General features: G+C 63.2%; 14 protein-coding genes and 1 pseudogene. 2 read left to right on the top strand and 13 right to left on the bottom strand.

All coding sequences use genetic code 11. The features are described from left to right. Nucleotides 1–12: 12 nt before the first annotated feature. The 7 genes and pseudogenes from ACMYSN_RS00675 to ACMYSN_RS00645 form a co-directional block, all read right to left on the bottom strand. On the bottom strand, nucleotides 13–801 hold the full coding sequence (locus tag ACMYSN_RS00675; RefSeq protein WP_462496617.1) for an ABC transporter ATP-binding protein: 789 nt from the start codon (nucleotides 799–801) through the stop codon (nucleotides 13–15). Then, nucleotides 795–1,790 (bottom strand): ABC transporter permease, encoded by a 996-nt coding sequence (locus tag ACMYSN_RS00670; protein WP_462496616.1) that lies wholly within the window; start codon nucleotides 1,788–1,790, stop codon nucleotides 795–797. Before ACMYSN_RS00670 ends, ACMYSN_RS00675 begins: the two co-directional genes overlap by 7 nt. Then, entirely contained in the window at nucleotides 1,771–2,808 is a 1,038-nt protein-coding gene (locus ACMYSN_RS00665; protein WP_462496615.1) for an ABC transporter substrate-binding protein, read from the bottom strand. The genes ACMYSN_RS00670 and ACMYSN_RS00665 overlap by 20 nt, the downstream gene beginning before the upstream one ends. Continuing rightward, nucleotides 2,805–3,779 carry an ABC transporter substrate-binding protein gene (locus ACMYSN_RS00660; RefSeq protein ID WP_462496614.1) on the bottom strand — a complete coding sequence of 325 codons (975 nt, stop codon included), beginning with the start codon at nucleotides 3,777–3,779 and terminating at the stop codon, nucleotides 2,805–2,807. The genes ACMYSN_RS00665 and ACMYSN_RS00660 overlap by 4 nt, the downstream gene beginning before the upstream one ends. 11 nt (nucleotides 3,780–3,790) lie before the next feature. Next, nucleotides 3,791–4,948, bottom strand: a complete 1,158-nt coding sequence (locus tag ACMYSN_RS00655) for an acyl-CoA dehydrogenase family protein (protein ID WP_462498171.1) — start codon at nucleotides 4,946–4,948, stop codon at nucleotides 3,791–3,793. A 1-nt stretch (nucleotide 4,949) separates the two neighbouring features. Next, nucleotides 4,950–6,036, bottom strand: a pseudogene (locus ACMYSN_RS00650) (LLM class flavin-dependent oxidoreductase); the annotation flags it as partial. Nucleotides 6,037–6,179: 143 nt separating this feature from the next. After that, nucleotides 6,180–7,073 (bottom strand): LysR family transcriptional regulator, encoded by an 894-nt coding sequence (locus tag ACMYSN_RS00645; RefSeq protein ID WP_462496613.1) that lies wholly within the window; start codon nucleotides 7,071–7,073, stop codon nucleotides 6,180–6,182. Between the two features lie 107 nt (nucleotides 7,074–7,180). Here ACMYSN_RS00645 and ACMYSN_RS00640 point away from each other — a divergent pair, with 107 nt between their 5' ends. Both ACMYSN_RS00640 and ACMYSN_RS00635 read left to right on the top strand, forming a co-directional pair. Further along, nucleotides 7,181–7,777, top strand: coding sequence for a cysteine dioxygenase family protein (locus tag ACMYSN_RS00640; protein WP_462496612.1), 597 nt, complete (start codon nucleotides 7,181–7,183; stop codon nucleotides 7,775–7,777). 1 nt (nucleotide 7,778) lies between these two features. Then, nucleotides 7,779–9,359 carry a rhodanese homology domain-containing protein gene (locus tag ACMYSN_RS00635; protein ID WP_462496611.1) on the top strand — a complete coding sequence of 527 codons (1,581 nt, stop codon included), beginning with the start codon at nucleotides 7,779–7,781 and terminating at the stop codon, nucleotides 9,357–9,359. A gap of 16 nt (nucleotides 9,360–9,375) precedes the next feature. On the opposite strand, the gene ACMYSN_RS00630 is transcribed toward ACMYSN_RS00635, so the two are convergent. The 6 genes from ACMYSN_RS00630 to mhpC form a co-directional block, all read right to left on the bottom strand. Next, nucleotides 9,376–10,101 (bottom strand): purine nucleoside phosphorylase YfiH/LACC1 family protein, encoded by a 726-nt coding sequence (locus ACMYSN_RS00630; protein WP_462496610.1) that lies wholly within the window; start codon nucleotides 10,099–10,101, stop codon nucleotides 9,376–9,378. Nucleotides 10,102–10,215: 114 nt separating this feature from the next. Next, nucleotides 10,216–11,412 (bottom strand): MFS transporter, encoded by a 1,197-nt coding sequence (gene mhpT, locus ACMYSN_RS00625; protein ID WP_462496609.1) that lies wholly within the window; start codon nucleotides 11,410–11,412, stop codon nucleotides 10,216–10,218. 71 nt (nucleotides 11,413–11,483) lie between these two features. After that, nucleotides 11,484–12,500: a 4-hydroxy-2-oxovalerate aldolase gene (mhpE, locus tag ACMYSN_RS00620; RefSeq protein ID WP_462496608.1), complete on the bottom strand. Its 1,017-nt coding sequence runs from the start codon at nucleotides 12,498–12,500 to the stop codon at nucleotides 11,484–11,486. After that, nucleotides 12,497–13,447 (bottom strand): acetylating acetaldehyde dehydrogenase, encoded by a 951-nt coding sequence (gene mhpF, locus ACMYSN_RS00615; RefSeq protein ID WP_462496607.1) that lies wholly within the window; start codon nucleotides 13,445–13,447, stop codon nucleotides 12,497–12,499. The genes mhpE and mhpF overlap by 4 nt, the downstream gene beginning before the upstream one ends. After that, nucleotides 13,444–14,259 carry a 2-keto-4-pentenoate hydratase gene (gene mhpD / locus ACMYSN_RS00610; protein WP_462496606.1) on the bottom strand — a complete coding sequence of 272 codons (816 nt, stop codon included), beginning with the start codon at nucleotides 14,257–14,259 and terminating at the stop codon, nucleotides 13,444–13,446. Before mhpD ends, mhpF begins: the two co-directional genes overlap by 4 nt. Before the next feature lie 9 nt (nucleotides 14,260–14,268). Beyond that, a complete protein-coding gene (gene mhpC, locus ACMYSN_RS00605; RefSeq protein WP_462496605.1) occupies nucleotides 14,269–15,135 on the bottom strand; it encodes a 2-hydroxy-6-oxonona-2,4-dienedioate hydrolase in 867 nt (288 codons plus the stop codon). Nucleotides 15,136–15,141 lie beyond the last annotated feature (6 nt).

Below are 15,141 nucleotides of genomic sequence, written 5' to 3'. Positions count from 1 at the left end.
GCCCACCTGAAGCTACCAGTCCTCTTCCTGCCCGAGAATACGCAAAATATTCTGCCGGTATTCCAGCAGTTGCGGGTTATCGCGATGGCGTGGAAACGCCAGCGGCAGCGTGAACTCCGCGATGATTCGCCCCGGTCGCGGCGACATCACCAGCACCCGTTCGCACAGCAGCAGCGCCTCTTCGATGTCGTGGGTCACCAGCAGGCTGGTGTAGCCCTGCTGCTGCCACAGGCCAATCAGCTCGCGCTGCATGCTGATGCGGGTCAGCGAATCCAGCTTGCCGAGGGGCTCATCCAGCAGCAGCAGACGAGGCTCGTTGAGCAGCGCTCGTGCCAGCGCGGCGCGCTGGGCCATGCCGCCGGAGAGCTGTCGCGGCCACGCCTCGCTGAAGCTCTGCAAGCCGATACGGGCAATTAGCGCATCGGCCTGGGCTTCCCAGCCCTTTTTGCCCTGGGCCTGCGGCCCGAGCAGCACGTTTTGCCGCACCGTCAGCCACGGGTAGAGCGTCGGGTCCTGAAACACCAGAATCCGCTCCGGCCCCGGTCCCGGCATTGGGGCGTTATCGATGCGGATCTGTCCCTCTTGCAACGGCTCCAGCCCCGCCAGCAGCCGCAGCAACGTGGATTTCCCGCAGCCCGAAGGCCCGAGCAGCGCCACGCTCTCCCCGGCACGCAGCTGCAGGCTGATATTTTGCAGCACCGGTACCGGCTCTTTGCCAAGCGTAAAAGCATGCTGCAGATGATGGATCTCAACCGTCGCCCCAGATGTTGTCGCGGTCCGGGTCTGTGCCAGCGCTACCATTTCATTCCTCCTCGCTGCCATTTCAGCAGTCGGTCGCGCACCAGAAAGAGGCCGCTGATCAGGCCAGAACATAGCAAGGCCATCACCAGCAGCGCAGCATACATATTGGGATAGGCGGCCCAGCCCTGGGCCCACTGCAGATAGAAGCCGATTCCCGCTTTCACCCCCACCATTTCGGCGACGATCAGCACCGAAAACGATGCCCCCAGCCCCATAAACAGCCCGACGAAAACGTTCGGCAGCGCCGCGGGGATCGCCACCCGCAGGATCAGAAAGCGCTGGCTGGCCCCCAGCGTCCGCGCCACGTCATACCAGGCTTTATCGATGCTCACCACTCCAGACCAGGTCAGCACGGTGACCGGAAACCAGGTGCTGAGGGCAATCAGAAACACGCTGGCGCCAAAGCTTGAGGGGAAGATAAACAGGCACAGCGGCAGCAGCGCGGTGGACGGAACCGGCCCCAGCAGGCGCAGCACCGGATGCAGCCAGTAGCCAATCCGCTGAGACCAGCCAATCGCCAGCCCGCTGATAAAACCGCAGGTGGTGCCGAGCAGCACCCCAAGGCTCAGCAGTCCCAGCGAGTGCAGCAGGCTCTCCAGCAGACGCGGCCAGTCATCCACCAGCACACCAATCAGCGCCTGCGGCGGGGCAAAAAACGGTACCGGCAGAATCGTCGTTTTGGCGGTCAGCCACTCCCACAGGACAAACAGCAGCGGCAGCAGCGCCAGCCATTTACCGGCATGCAGCAATCGGGCGCCCCGCTGGCGCCAGTAGCGGTAGCTCAGCGCCAGCACCAGTAACCCACCGGCGAGGCTGAACTGCATCAGCGCCCAGGTCTCGCTGTAGGGCCAGCGTCGCCCGGCATCCGGCCAGGCGAGGGTAAAACCGCCTGCCGCCAGCCACAGCGCGGCGGCCAGCCATCCTTCACCCCATTGAGGATAACGCGCCCCGGCCAGCGGCAGCCGCCGCTCAGGCGAATACGTTGGCATAGATACTCTCCGCAAACTGATGAGGATCGGTCCCCGGTTTGATCACCTGCACCCGTTGCAGGTCGGTGACGTACTGGGTCAGCTCGTTGACAAAGGCCTCCCCGACCGCGTGATGTCCATGGCCCTGGCCGTGAATAATGCCCGAGACTTCGGCTTCATCGGTATTTAAGGCATGGGCCATAAACGACTGCGCCACGCTTTGAGGATGAGCCGCCGCGTAGCTGTGCGCTTCGAGGATCGCCTGGGTCAGCGCCGCAGCCACCGGCCGGTGGTCGCGGGCCAGCGCCCCGCTAACCCCCAGCACACAGCAGCTAAGATTGGCGTAATCGCCGGTCATGTTGCTGGCGATCAGCTGATATTTGCCGCTTTGCAGCAGGCGGTAGCTGAACGGTTCGCTGCCGCTGATGGCGGCAATCTCCTGTTTATCCAGCGCAATGCTGAGCAGGTCCGCCGGATAGACTTTCCACTGCACGTCGCTAATCGGGTCAATGCCGTGGCGCTTAAGCAAAATGGCGAAAAAGTTTTTGTCCGGCCCGGCCATATCGGTGACGCCGATGGTTTGTCCCTTCAGGCTCGCGAGGCCGCCGAACGGCGAGTTTTTGGCGGTCAGCAGATTCAGGCATCCGCCGTGGGTGCCGGCGGTCAGCTTGACGTCAAACCCTTGCTCCAGCGCCTTCAGCCAGCGCAGCGCCATCCCGACCCCGGCATCGGCTTTACCGGTGGCAATCGCCTCCAGCAGTACGTCGGTCGAGTTGCCAAAGTTGACGAACTCCACGTCCAGATTGTATTTGCTGAAGAACTTCTGTTGTTCGGCAACCGCCACCGGGGCAAGACACACCGCACTCTTGTTGATCGCCAGCTTCAGCTTGTACGGCTGGGCCAGACGCAGCGCGAGATTTTCACCGCTGTCGGCCATCGCCGCCATATCATGCGCCCACAGCGGCAACGCTGCTGCGGCCAGCGCGGTGCCGCCGGTCAGTTGTAAAAAACGACGGCGGGAAAGAAGGTGTTGGCTCATGGCGTGGCCTCCTGGGCAGCGGGAACGTCCGGCAGCGTAAACGTCAGGTCAAAGGTCGGGGTGACGTCGAGCGTCGTGCGGATCAGGCCGTTGGCCTGGTAAAAATCGGCGGTCGCCTGCTGCTGTTCCACGGTGCGGGAGTCCAGACGCTGCCACTGCGACTGACGGTTGGCAAACTGCGCCCGGGCAATTTCCGGCGGGAAACGAATGATCTCCCCAAGCGTTTTGCCATAGCTGTCGAGGTTGGCGTAAGCCCAGCGTTCCGCCCCGGCCAGACGGGTCAAATAATCCTGCAGCGCCGCCCGCTTCGCCGGGTCCTTTAGGCTCTCGTCGGTGGCCGCCAGGAAGGTATTGCCCGGCAGCAGCCCTTTGCCGCTTACCAGAATCTGCCCCTCGCCGGTTTTCACCAACTGGGTGGTATAGGGCTCCCAGGTCGCCCAGGCGTCCACCGACCCGTTAAGGAGCGCCACCTTGGCGTCCACCGGACCGAGGAAGACCCACTGCACGTCCTTCGGCGAAATCCCGGCCTGCTGCAACGCTTTCAACGCCACAAAATGGCCAATCGACCCTTTGCCGGTGGCAATGCGCTTGCCTTTTAACGCCGCGGCGTCCTTCAGCGGGCTGCCGGGAGACACCAGCACGGCGGTGCCCGCCGGGTTGCTTTTATCCACGGCAATGGCTTTTACCGGCGCCCCGTTGGCCAGGGCGAACAGCAGCGGCGCATCACCAATAATCCCGGCATCCACCGCGCCGGCATTGAGGGCTTCCGCCAGCGGCGCGGCGGCCGGGAACTCAGCCCATTTGATGTCATAGTTAAGGTTTTGCAGCGCATTGGCCGCTTCAAGCTGCGAGCGCATACCGCCTTTCTGATCGGCGATCCGCAAGGTGACGCGCTCCTGCGCCGCCGCGTAGCCGCTGAGCGCCAGCAGCATCAACGCCCCGGCGATGCGGGTGAGAGTGGGTGTGGCCATAGACATTATCCTTATAAGTGAAAAGCGTGTTGACCTGCCGCCAGCCATGCGCTGTCGTTCTGCGGCGTATGCACGCGAGCGCACAGCACGTTGCGATAGTGACGTTCCAGAGGGTGTTGTCGACTCAGGCCATGATTGCCGGTCAGTTCCAGCGCCAGCGCGACCGCCTGAATGGCGTTTTCAGTGATGGTGACCTTCGCCAGACCGGCCTCGCTGGTGGTGAATGCCAGCCCGGCCGCTTGCTGAAGCAGGCAGCGGTTGGTCAGCAACCCGCTCTCTATCTGGCCGACTTTTTCCTGCACTCTCGGCAGCGTGGCGAGCGGCTTGCCGAGATTAGCCGGCGTGCGCGAACGCAGCCAGCCCAGCAGCCAGTCGCGCGCCGCGTGGGCCACGCTGTCATAGATGGCCGCCAGTAAGGCGGTCTGGCGGTTGGCAAACCGCCGGACGCTTTCGGCATCCGTGGCGGGGGGTGCGCTTAGCGGCCAGATATCCACCGCATGGTCCCGGGGGATCACCACATCTTTGAGCACCACTTCATGGCTGCCGGTGGCGCGCATGCCGGCGTGGTCCCAGCTTTTGATAATAGTGACACCGTCACTATTCTTCGGTACCAGCCAGGTGCCCACCAGCGGCTCGGCATCGTCGCTGCGCGCCCAGATAGCCAGCCAGCTCAGCCCTTCGATGCCGGTGGTATACAGTTTGTGTCCGTTCAGCCGCCAGCCGTCGGCGGTACGCTCGGCGACGGTTTGCGGCAGTCCCCCGCGTGCCGGCGAGCCTAGTTCAGGCTCCACCCGCAGGCTGTTGATAAGCCCCCCCTGTTCCACCGCATCGCGATATACCTGCCGGCGCAGCGGTTCCGCCCAGCCGTCGTTTTCCGCCAGCCGCAGATGGTGGATATACTGCATGCAGACAATCAACGCGGTCGCCGGTTCGCCCCACGCAATGGCGGCGATCGCCTGCTGCAAACGCGCTAAATCAGCGCCCGCCCCGCCATACTGCACCGGCGTCGCGAGGCTCAGAAAACCGGCCTGCTGCAGCTGTGCCAGCGGCCCCGCGGGAAAGTCGCCGCTGTGGTCAAGGGCCGCCGCCTGCTCCGCTATCTGCTGGCGAATGGTGGTCAGCTGCTGCGCCCAGTCGCTCGTCGGCTGTGCTGACGATTGGCCTGCAATGGTCACGATGCGCGCTCCTGCAGGGCACGCTGCGCAGCTTTCTCCCGGGTAATCGGCAGCAACGCTTTGCCATATTGCTGGGCATCATTGAGAGGGTCGAAACCGCGGATCAGGAAGTTGCGGACCCCGAGGTCGTAGTACTCCAGCAGCGCATCGGCGACCTGCTCCGGGGTGCCGACCAGCGCCGTCGAGTTATGCCCGCCGCCGACCAGTTTCGCGATCCCGGTCCACAGCCGCGTATCCACGACATTGCCCTGGGCTGCGGTGGCCCGCAGACGTTGCGCCCCCACGCTATCAGGTTTGGCTTTAAAGCCGTTGCCCGCCTGAGCCGCCTGCTGGGTGGCGACGTGCAAAATGTGTTCGGCCTTCTCCCAGGCCTCGGCTTCAGTATCGGCAACGATCGGTCGGAAAGAGACGCTAAAATCAATTTCGCGCTGGTGGCTGGCCGCTTCGGCCCGCACCCGACGGATTGTCTCTTCCGTTTGCGCTAACGACTCGCCCCACAGGGCAAAGACGTTGGCGTGCTTACCGGCGACCCGCAGCGCGGCCTCGGAGGAACCGCCAAAATAGATGGGAATATGCGGTTTCTGCAGTGGGCGGATCGCTGACCACGCCTGCTGCGCCTGATAATAGTCGTTGGCGATATCTACGGGCTGCTCGGCGGTCCAGATTTGACGCACCGTCTCGAGGAAGGCGTCCGTCCGGGCGTAGCGCTGGTCATGATCGAGATAGTCGCCGTCCCGGCGCTGTTCGGCATCATTGCCGCCGCTGATGATATGCACCGCCAGGCGCCCGCCAAGCAGGTGTTCGAGGGTGGCAAATTTACGGGCGGCGACCGTCGGCGAGACAAACCCCGGACGGTGGGCCAGCAGGTAGCCAATCTTCTGCGTCGACAGGCCCGCCAGCGCGGTCACCAGGAAGCCGTCTGGTTGATCGGACCAATGGCCGACCAGCAGACGATCGAACCCGGCGGCTTCGTGAGTTTGCGCAAAGCGCACGATATAATCGCGGTCAAAGATGGGGCCGACCGGGGCGATGGTTTCGGATGAGAGGCGATGACCAATCATGCCGAGAAACTGAATGCTCATAACTGAACTCCTTGTGTCGGGAAACGGTTGGCCGCAGCGGCGGCACCTGTCGTTACCCTATACACCGGCATTCAATGAGCAAAATGCATTTTTATCATATCTTAATATGCAAAACTGGCATTTAACTTCTTTTCTGCATATTTTCAGTTAGATAGCTGTAGCTGCTGCGCCACTTTTCCGGCAAAAAAAGTGAAGGGCTGCTGCAGATTGACCAGGTTGTGCGCGTTGACCTGCCACAGCGACACCGCCGGCTGAAAATCTTCCAGCGTCAACACCGTCACCTCTTCGCGCCACGGGCTGGCTGCCAGCGCCGCCCGCGGCACCAGACCAAGTCCCTGCCCCTGGGCAACAAGGCCAATTTGCAGCCGGGCGCCCGCGGTTTCGACGTTCAACTGCAGCCGCAGCCCCTGGGCCTGCAGTTCGCGGATCAGCCCCGCCCGCAGCCCGCAGCCATCGGGGTTGAGCACCCAGCCCTGGGCCGCACAGTCCCGCAGCTCCGTCGCCCGCAGGCGCAGGCTTTTCGCGGCAATCACCACGATATCCAGCGGGCACAGCAGTCGCCCGCTGTAGCCGTCGGCAAACGTCTGCTGCGTCGGGCCCATCGCCAGCATACCGTCGAGCTCGACGCTCTCCAGCCGCTTTTGCAGCAGCCCGCTCCAGCCGCAGGTGACCTGGGGTTGCAGTTGTGGAAACTGCTGACGTAGCGCCATCAGCGCCGGCTGGAGCGCGATCTCCGCCACGCTCTGCGGCACCCCAAGGCGCAAAATACCGTGCGGCTCAGCCTCCGGGTCGAGCAATCCGTACAGTTTTTTGGTCTCTCGCTTGATGCTCAGGCACTGCTCGTAGACCCGATGGCCGGTGGCGGTCAGCGTCAACGGCCGGGTCTGGCGCTCCAGCAAGGTGACGTCCAGCGTCTGCTCCAGACGCTGCAGCCGACGGGTGATGGCCGACTGGGTGATCCCCAGATAGTCCGCCGCCTGATTGAGGGAGGAAAACTGGACCGTTGCCAGCAGTGCGTCAATGTCGTCGATGCGCATAGAATCCTTAATGTGATTTTTGCATATTAATATATGCGTAAATTGCATTTAAATAATATTAACGCCTTTGTTAGCGTAATGACCAGTCCCTCTGACAGGAACCGCTCATGACCGCACCACGACTGGAAAAATTACGCCATTTTATTCAAGAGGTTGATGCTCTACATCGCGAGTTCAGCCACCCCTCGCCGCTGCTCGACGCGGTGGCGCAGCGTCTGGCGCTGCTGGTAAAACACGACGACTGGCTACCGGAAGAGTACAGCCTGCCGCATCCTCACCACTATCAACAATACCTGCTCTACGCCGACGCCGGGCAACGCTTTTCGATCGTCAGTTTTGTCTGGGGACCGGGGCAGTCAACGCCGATTCACGATCACCGGGTGTGGGGCGCCATCGGCATGCTGCGCGGCGCCGAGGAAAATCAACGCTATCGCCTGGATGACGTGGGGCTGCCGGTGGCGGACGGGATTGCCGCGCGCCTCTCCCCCGGCGAAGTAGAAAAAGTCTCTGCCCAGGACGGAGATATTCACCGGGTCAGCAATGCCCTGGCCGACGGGGTGTCCATCAGCATCCATGTGTACGGCGGCAATATCGGCGCCGTGAAGCGGGCCGTGTACACCCCGGAAGGCCTCGTCAAACCGTTTATCTCTGGTTACTCCAATCGCCACCTTCCCAATCTTTGGGATTTCTCGAAGGATAATTAATATGCCCGTTTATCTGTATCGCCAGGCCGCGGAAGTGCGCCAGGCCCTGCTCGACCACAGCGAAGTAGCGTTGATTGATGTGCGTGAAGAGGCCGATTTCGCCGAGGCGCACCCGCTGTTCGCCGCCAACCTGCCGCTGAGCAAGCTGGAGCTGGAGATCCACCGTCGGGTGCCGCGCCTGACTACCCCGATCACCGTTTACGATAACGGCGAAGGTCTTGCTGCGACGGCGTACCAACGCCTGCGTGAGTGGGGGTATCAGAACGTGGCGTTACTGGAGGGCGGCCTGAGCGGCTGGCAGCGCAGCGGCGGCGAGCTGTTCCAGGATGTGAACTCCGCCAGTAAAGCCTTCGGCGAGTTGGTTGAGAGCACGCGCCACACCCCTTCGCTCACCGCCGAGGCGCTGAACGCGCTGATCGATGCCAGGGAGCCGCTGTTAATCGTTGATGCCCGGCGCTTCGATGAGTATCACACCATGAGCATTCCCGGCAGCATCAGCGTTCCGGGGGGCGAGCTGGCGCTGCGCATTGAGGGTCTGGTGAACTCAGCCCACACGCCGATCGTGGTCAACTGCGCGGGCCGGACCCGCAGCATTATCGGCGCCCAGTCGTTAATCAACGCCGGCGTGCGCAACCCGGTCTACGCCCTGCGTAACGGCACCATCGGCTGGACCCTGGCCGGGCTGCCCCTCGAACACGACCAGCAGCGCCGCTATGCCAACGAAACGCTGGCCTCAAGCGCCCGCCTGCAGCAGGCTAACCAGCTGGCGCAACGCGCCGGTGTGACCTTCATCGATCTCCCGACGCTCCAGCGCTGGCAGCAGCAGCCGGATCGTACCACCTACCTGTTCGACGTCCGCAGCCCCCAGGAGTATGCCGATGGTCATCTGCCGGGCAGCCTCAGCGCCCCTGGCGGCCAGCTGGTACAGGAGACCGATCACCACGCCAGCGTACGCGGGGCGCGGATTGTGCTACTGGATGATGACGGCGTGCGCGCCGCGATGAGCGCCTCGTGGCTGGCGCAGATGGGTTGGGAAACTGCGGTCCTGCACGGCCTGACCGCCGCCCACTTTAGTGAACGCGGCGTGCCGGCCGCCAGCGTGCCACCGGCGCCGCAGGCGGATGAAATCGACGACGAGCAGCTGGCGGCGCAGCTGCTGACGCCGGGTACGGTGGTGCTCGACTTCACCACCAGCGCCAACTATGTGGCACGGCATATCCCGGGTGCTTACTGGCTGGTACGGTCGCAGCTGAAACAGGCGCTGGAGACCATCCCGCCCGCCAGTCGCTACGTGCTGACCTGCGGCAGCAGTCTGCTGGCACGTTACGCTGTCACCGAGGTGGCGGCGTTGACCGGCAAACCGGTGCAGGTGCTGCGCGGCGGAACCAGCGCGTGGATTGCCGCCGGACGCGCGCTGGAACAGGGTGAGACCGGCCTCGCCACCCCGCGTCGCGACCGCTATCGTCGGCCCTATGAAGGTACGGATAATCCCCGCGAAGCGATGGCGGCCTATCTGGAGTGGGAGTATGGCCTCGTCGACCAGCTGGCACGCGATGGCACCCATGGGTTTGCAGTGATCTAAGCCAACATCCGGGGCATCAGGCGTCGCGCATAATCCACGAGTACTGGAAGGTTTTCTGGGCCGGAAAGTGGGTGCGACGCCGGAACGATCCCAGGGATTGCGGCGTGCAGTAGGTGCAGCTCCCCAGCCATTCGACGTTGCGCTCGGGCACTCCGGCGTGGTCGAGCAGCAGCTGGCCGAATGCCCGCAGATCGAACCACTGATTATCCGGCCCCGTGGCCCGGGCTTGCGCCGCGCCAATGGCGAGCTCATCCCGTGGCGCAAACAGCCACTCCCGGTGCTGGCTGGCCAGTTCACCGGCCGGCGTTGCCAGCAGCAGCGGATAAAAATCCGGAGTCACCTCATAGCAGCAGGCCCGAATGTGCGGCCCGATCGCCACCACCACCTCTTCCGGCGCCACGCCATGTTGCGCAAAGCAGGCAAGGCTATTGGCGATAATACCGTTTGCCGCGCCGCGCCAGCCGGCGTGGACGCTACAGACGAAGCGCCCGTCGCGCGAGGCCATCAGCATCGGCAGGCAGTCCGCCGTCACCACCCCGACCTTTTGCCCAGCGCATTCGGTAAAGACCGCATCGGCGTGCGGACGTTCCGCCAGCGGTACCTGGTAGTGATGCACCACATTGCCATGCACCAGCTTCACCGGCGCCATCTCGTGATAGGGAAAGGCGGCGGTTTCATGGACGTCGAGGAAGGCATAGCGAATGCCGGGAATATCGCTCAGTAAACGGGAGTGAAAGGACATGGCGGCAGAGAGTATCGATGGAGGATGATTTACCCTAGGTCAAAGTCTGCCGCAGCGCAAGACGCAAACCGGGTAATGCCGGCCCGACAGCAGGTGCCGGGCCGGGTAGATTGCTCAGGCGAGCGACTGACGCCGTTGGCGGTTCATCAGCCAGAATACCGCCACACCTGCCAGCAGGATCCCCGGCGCGGAGGCGGCCATCACCCCCACGGTGCCGGTCCCCAGGGCCAGCATTTTGCCGGCCAGTAGCGGGCCGCTCATCGCCCCCAGCCGCCCGACCGCCACCGCCGTGCCGACACCGGTGGCGCGAATTTCAGTACGATAGAACAGCGGCGCCAGGGCGTACAGCACGCTTTGTCCCCCGGTGGCAAACAGCCCGGCGACAAAACCGGAGGCAAGCATCGCGGTCAGGGTGGATGCGCTGCCGAGCGCCAGCAGCGACGCCAGCATGCCGCTGTAGATAAGCAACGACATCAGTAGCGGGCTGAGCTTGTCCATCAGCGCCCCCAGCAGCAAGGTGCCGAAGGCCGCCCCCAGCTGCAGCACAAACATTACGCCAGCCGCCTGGCTGCCGCTGAACCCCTGCTCAACCAGCAACATCGGCAGCCAGTTGATCAGCATGTAGACCACCAGCAGGGTGAAGAAATAGCACAGCCACAGCAGTAAGGTCGCCGAAGCGTTGCCGGGTGCCAGCAGCGTGCGCAGCGGTGCCGGTTGCACGCCGGTGTGAAAAACGGCGGATTCCGGCAGCCAGCGCATCAGCATCGGCACCAGCAGCAGCGGCACAACGCCGCCGACCCAAAATACCGTCTGCCAGGCCGACGCCAGACCCGAGAAGCCCAGCGCCGCCGCCAGCGCGGCGCCAATCGGTACGCCGCAGTACATCAGGCTCACGGCGGTACCGCGAAAACGCGGCCCGGCGGCTTCAGAGGTTAAGGCGATGAGGTTCGGCAGCGCTGCCCCCAGCCCTACGCCGGTCATCAGGCGCGCCAGCAACAGCGTCGGGAAGCTCCACGCCAGCGCGGTAGCGATTGAAAACAGGCCAAACAGCATCACCGAGACAATCAGCACCCGCTTGCGGCCATGGCGGTCGGCGAGCATCCCGCCCACCAGCGCGCCGGGCAGCAGGCCGAGGATCCCGGCGCTGAAAATCCAGCCCATCTGCATTTTATCCAGCGAGAACGCCTGGGCCATGCCGACGGCGGCAATCCCGGCGGCCTGCAAATCCAGCCCCTCCATCAGAGCTACCATAAAACAAAGCCCGATGGTTAACACCAGGCGTGAAGCCGATCCAGAGGTCGTTGTGGTCATAAGAGTACCTGTGCGATAGGAGTAACAGAGCAGGTGAATGGCGGCTGATACGTTGCCAGCCGCCTGTCGTTTTATTTCGCGCGGTTCAGCAGATCCAACGCCACATCGACGATCATATCCTCCTGACCGCCCACCATCCGCCGCTTGCCCAGCTCAACGAGGATATCTACCGCACTGAGGCCGTAACGCGCCGCGGCCACTTCGCTATGGCGCAGGAAACTGGAGTAGACGCCGGCATAACCCAGTGCCAGGGTTTCGCGATCGACCCGCACCGGGCGATCCTGCAGCGGGCGCACCAGCTCATCGGCGGCGTTCATCAGGGCGTAAAGATCGGTGCCGTGATCCCAGCCGAGCTTGTCCGCCACGGCGATAAAGACCTCTAACGGCGCGTTCCCGGCACCGGCCCCCATCCCGGCGAGGCTGGCGTCGATACGGTCGCACCCCTCTTCCACGGCGGCCAGCGAGTTCGCCACCCCGAGGCTCAGGTTATGGTGCGCGTGGATCCCGGTCAGAGTTTCCGGCTTCAGCTCCGCCTTCAGGGCGCGGAAGCGATCGCCAATGTCGTTCATGTTCATCGCCCCGCCGGAATCGACGACGTAGATGCAGGTGGCGCCGTAGGACTCCATCTTTTTCGCCTGCTGCGCCAGTTGTTCCGCGCTGGTCATGTGGCTCATCATCAAGAAGCCGACGGTATCCATGCCCAGCTCACGGGCAAAGGCGATGTGCTGTGCGGAAACATCGGCTTCCGTACAGTGGGTCGCGACGCGTACTACCCGCGCCCCCGCCTGATAGGCCTGTTTCAGGTCGTGCAGGGTGCCGATCCCCGGCAGCAACAGCGTGGCGATTTTGGCCTGCGACACCGATTCCGCCGCCGCCTCAATCCATTCGATATCGCTGTGGGCGCCGAAGCCGTAGTTAAAGCTCGACCCTTGCAGGCCATCGCCGTGGGCCACCTCGATAGAATCGACGCCGGCCTGATCCAGCGCACGAGCGATCTGGCGCACGTTATCCAGCGAATACTGATGCCGGATGGCGTGCATCCCGTCGCGTAAGGTCACGTCCGAGATATAAAGTTTCTTACCGTTCATGCGTTGTCTCCCGCCGCGTCGTTCATTGACTGGGCCATTTTCTCCGCCGTTGCCAGCGCCGCCGAGGTCATAATATCGAGGTTACCGGCGTAGGATGGCAGGTAATGGGCGGCCCCTTCGACCTCCAGATAGACCGCGGTTTTCAAGCCCGAGAAGCGGCCGATGCCCGGCAGGTTGACCGGGTTGTCTGCCGCAATCACCTCAAACTGCACTCGTTGCTTCAGGCGGTAGCCTGGCACGTAGGCCTGCACCGCTGCCGCCATGTCGTTGATCGACGCTTCGATCGCGTCCTGCGATGCCGCCTCGCTGAGGACATACACCGTGTCGCGCATCATCAGCGGCGGCTCTGCCGGGTTGAGGACGATAATCGCCTTGCCCTTCGCCGCCCCGCCGACTTGTTCAATCGCCTGGGAGGTGGTTTCGGTAAATTCGTCGATGTTGGCGCGGGTGCCCGGCCCCGCCGATTTACTGGCGATGGAGGCGATAATTTCCGCGTAGTGAACCTTCGCCACCCGTGAGACAGCCGCCACCATCGGGATAGTGGCCTGCCCGCCGCAGGTCACCATATTGACGTTGTGCTGGTCGAGGTTGTCCGCCAGGTTAACCACCGGCACGCAGTACGGGCCGATGGCCGCCGGGGTCAGGTCGATGCAGCGGATCCCCGGTTTGGCCTCGCGCAGCGCGGCGTCGTTTTTGATGTGCGCGCCGGCGCTGGTGGCATCAAAGACAAAATCGATATCGGCAAATTCCGCCATCTGCATTAACCCACCTACGCCTTCGTGGGTGGTCGCGACGCCCATCCGGCGGGCCCGTGCCAGGCCATCAGATTGCGGGTCGATACCGACCATCACCGCCATCTCGAGGTGCTGCCCATGACGCAGGATCTTAATCATCAGGTCGGTACCGATATTGCCGGAACCGACGATCGCCACTTTACGCTTACTCATGCCACCCCTCCTTTATCTACCGCGTCGGTCGCCACAAAACTGGCGGCAACCGAACCAATACCCGCAATGTGCGCCTCGAAGCGATCGCCTTCATTAATCGCCACCATCGGCCCCAGCGCCCCGGTCAGCACGATATCACCGGCGCGCAGCGGCTCCCCAAGAGTGGCCATTTTGCGCGCCAGCCACACCGCGGCATTCAGCGGATGGCCGAGGCATTCACTGCCGAGTCCGCGCGAGACCTCTTCCTGATTACGGGTCAGGCTCATGGTGCAGTTTTTCAGATCCAGCCCTGCCGGATGCTGGGCCGGACCGCCGAGGACATACACGCCGCAGGAGGCGTTATCCGCCACGGTATCGACAAAGCCTATCGACCAGTCGCGGATCCGGCTGCCGACCACTTCCAGCGCTGGAAGCACCCACTCAATGGCGGCATACAGCTCATCGAAGGTGGTATCGACGTGGGGCAAATCCTGTTTCAGCACCAGCGCAATTTCCGCTTCCACCTTCGGCTGAAGCACCTGGGAAAATGGCACCAGGGCGTTATCGCCATAACACATATCGGCAAACAGCGTACCGAAGTCGGGCTGATCGACCCCCAGCTGCTGCTGCACTTTCGGGTGGGTCAGGCCCACTTTGCGCCCGACGATCCGCCGCCCGTGGGCGACGTGGTGCTCGACGTTGAGGCGCTGGATAGCGTAGGCGGCGTCGGCGTTATCCACGCCAATCAGCTCGCGCAGCGGCTCAATAGCCTGACCGTGGGCCTCGGCATCGCGCAGTTGTTGCGCCAGTTGTTCGAGAGAAAATGTGCTCATTGCGGCTCCTTATTGGCGCGCCAGGAAATCCAGCACCAGCTGGTTGAAACTGTCGGCGTGTTCCCACTGCGCCCAGTGGCCGCAGTCGCGATAGATATGCAATTCGGAACCGTTGATCCCGGAGAGCAGACGCAGGGCGGCATCCATCGGGACGAAGCGATCGTTGCGCCCCCAGACGATCAGGGTCTGAGCGGCGATCTCGCCCAGCCGTGGGCCAAAGTCCGGGAACTGTTTCGGGTTAGCCTCAAGGCTTTTCACAAAGCTTTCGAGGTGATCCCGGCGCGACAGCATGTTGTTCAGCCGCGCTTCAAACAGCCCTTCGGTCAGGTCGCGGGTGTCGAAGACGAAAATGTTCATCATGCGCTTCAGGTTTTCGATAGTCGGTTCACGATACAGCGCGTTCAGGAGCTTGATCCCTTCGGTCGGCATCGGCGTGAACAGGCTCATGCCGCCGGTTCCGCCGCCCATCAGCACCAGTTTGCCGACGCGCTCCGGCCAGCTCAGGGTGAAGGCCACTGCGCTGTGCCCGCCCATCGAGTTCCCCAGCAGGTGAACTTTGTCGATCCCTAACTGATCGACAACCTGCTTGAGGATCCGCGCGTTGAGGTCAGAGCGGGAACCGGTGTTGACGATAGTGTCGCTTTTCCCCCAGCCGGGGCAGTCCAGCAGCAGCACGCGGTAGCCTGCGGCCACCAGCGGGTCGATATTGCGGCTAAAGTTAGCCCAGCCGGTGGCGCCCGGTCCTGAACCGTGCAGCAGCACTACGGTTTCAGCGCCGTGGCCACAGTCGTTAAGGTGAACGCGCAGCGTACTTCCGCCTTCTTCGACGGTCAGAAAACGGCTGGTTGCGGCTTCGGTCTGCGGTTGATAAGTCATATTTTT

The organism is Klebsiella sp. R445 (genome assembly GCF_051131755.1).
Lineage (GTDB): Bacteria > Pseudomonadota > Gammaproteobacteria > Enterobacterales > Enterobacteriaceae > Klebsiella > Klebsiella lignicola.
Note: the sequence above shows the minus strand (reverse complement) of the source record. Positions and strands in the feature narration are given on the sequence as shown.

Excerpts from the sequence above, each read along its gene's own strand:
- mhpD (WP_462496606.1), bottom strand. The coding sequence starts at position 14,259 with ATGAGCACATTTTCTCTCGAACAACTGGCGCAACAACTGCGCGATGCC.
- ACMYSN_RS00670 (WP_462496616.1), bottom strand. The coding sequence starts at position 1,790 with ATGCCAACGTATTCGCCTGAGCGGCGGCTGCCGCTGGCCGGGGCGCGT.
- ACMYSN_RS00665 (WP_462496615.1), bottom strand. The coding sequence starts at position 2,808 with ATGAGCCAACACCTTCTTTCCCGCCGTCGTTTTTTACAACTGACCGGC.
- mhpE (WP_462496608.1), bottom strand. The coding sequence starts at position 12,500 with ATGAACGGTAAGAAACTTTATATCTCGGACGTGACCTTACGCGACGGG.
- ACMYSN_RS00660 (WP_462496614.1), bottom strand. The coding sequence starts at position 3,779 with ATGGCCACACCCACTCTCACCCGCATCGCCGGGGCGTTGATGCTGCTG.
- ACMYSN_RS00675 (WP_462496617.1), bottom strand. The coding sequence starts at position 801 with ATGGTAGCGCTGGCACAGACCCGGACCGCGACAACATCTGGGGCGACG.
- ACMYSN_RS00630 (WP_462496610.1), bottom strand. The coding sequence starts at position 10,101 with ATGTCCTTTCACTCCCGTTTACTGAGCGATATTCCCGGCATTCGCTAT.
- mhpT (WP_462496609.1), bottom strand. The coding sequence starts at position 11,412 with ATGACCACAACGACCTCTGGATCGGCTTCACGCCTGGTGTTAACCATC.
- mhpF (WP_462496607.1), bottom strand. The coding sequence starts at position 13,447 with ATGAGTAAGCGTAAAGTGGCGATCGTCGGTTCCGGCAATATCGGTACC.
- ACMYSN_RS00635 (WP_462496611.1), top strand. The coding sequence starts at position 7,779 with ATGCCCGTTTATCTGTATCGCCAGGCCGCGGAAGTGCGCCAGGCCCTG.
- ACMYSN_RS00645 (WP_462496613.1), bottom strand. The coding sequence starts at position 7,073 with ATGCGCATCGACGACATTGACGCACTGCTGGCAACGGTCCAGTTTTCC.
- ACMYSN_RS00640 (WP_462496612.1), top strand. The coding sequence starts at position 7,181 with ATGACCGCACCACGACTGGAAAAATTACGCCATTTTATTCAAGAGGTT.
- mhpC (WP_462496605.1), bottom strand. The coding sequence starts at position 15,135 with ATGACTTATCAACCGCAGACCGAAGCCGCAACCAGCCGTTTTCTGACC.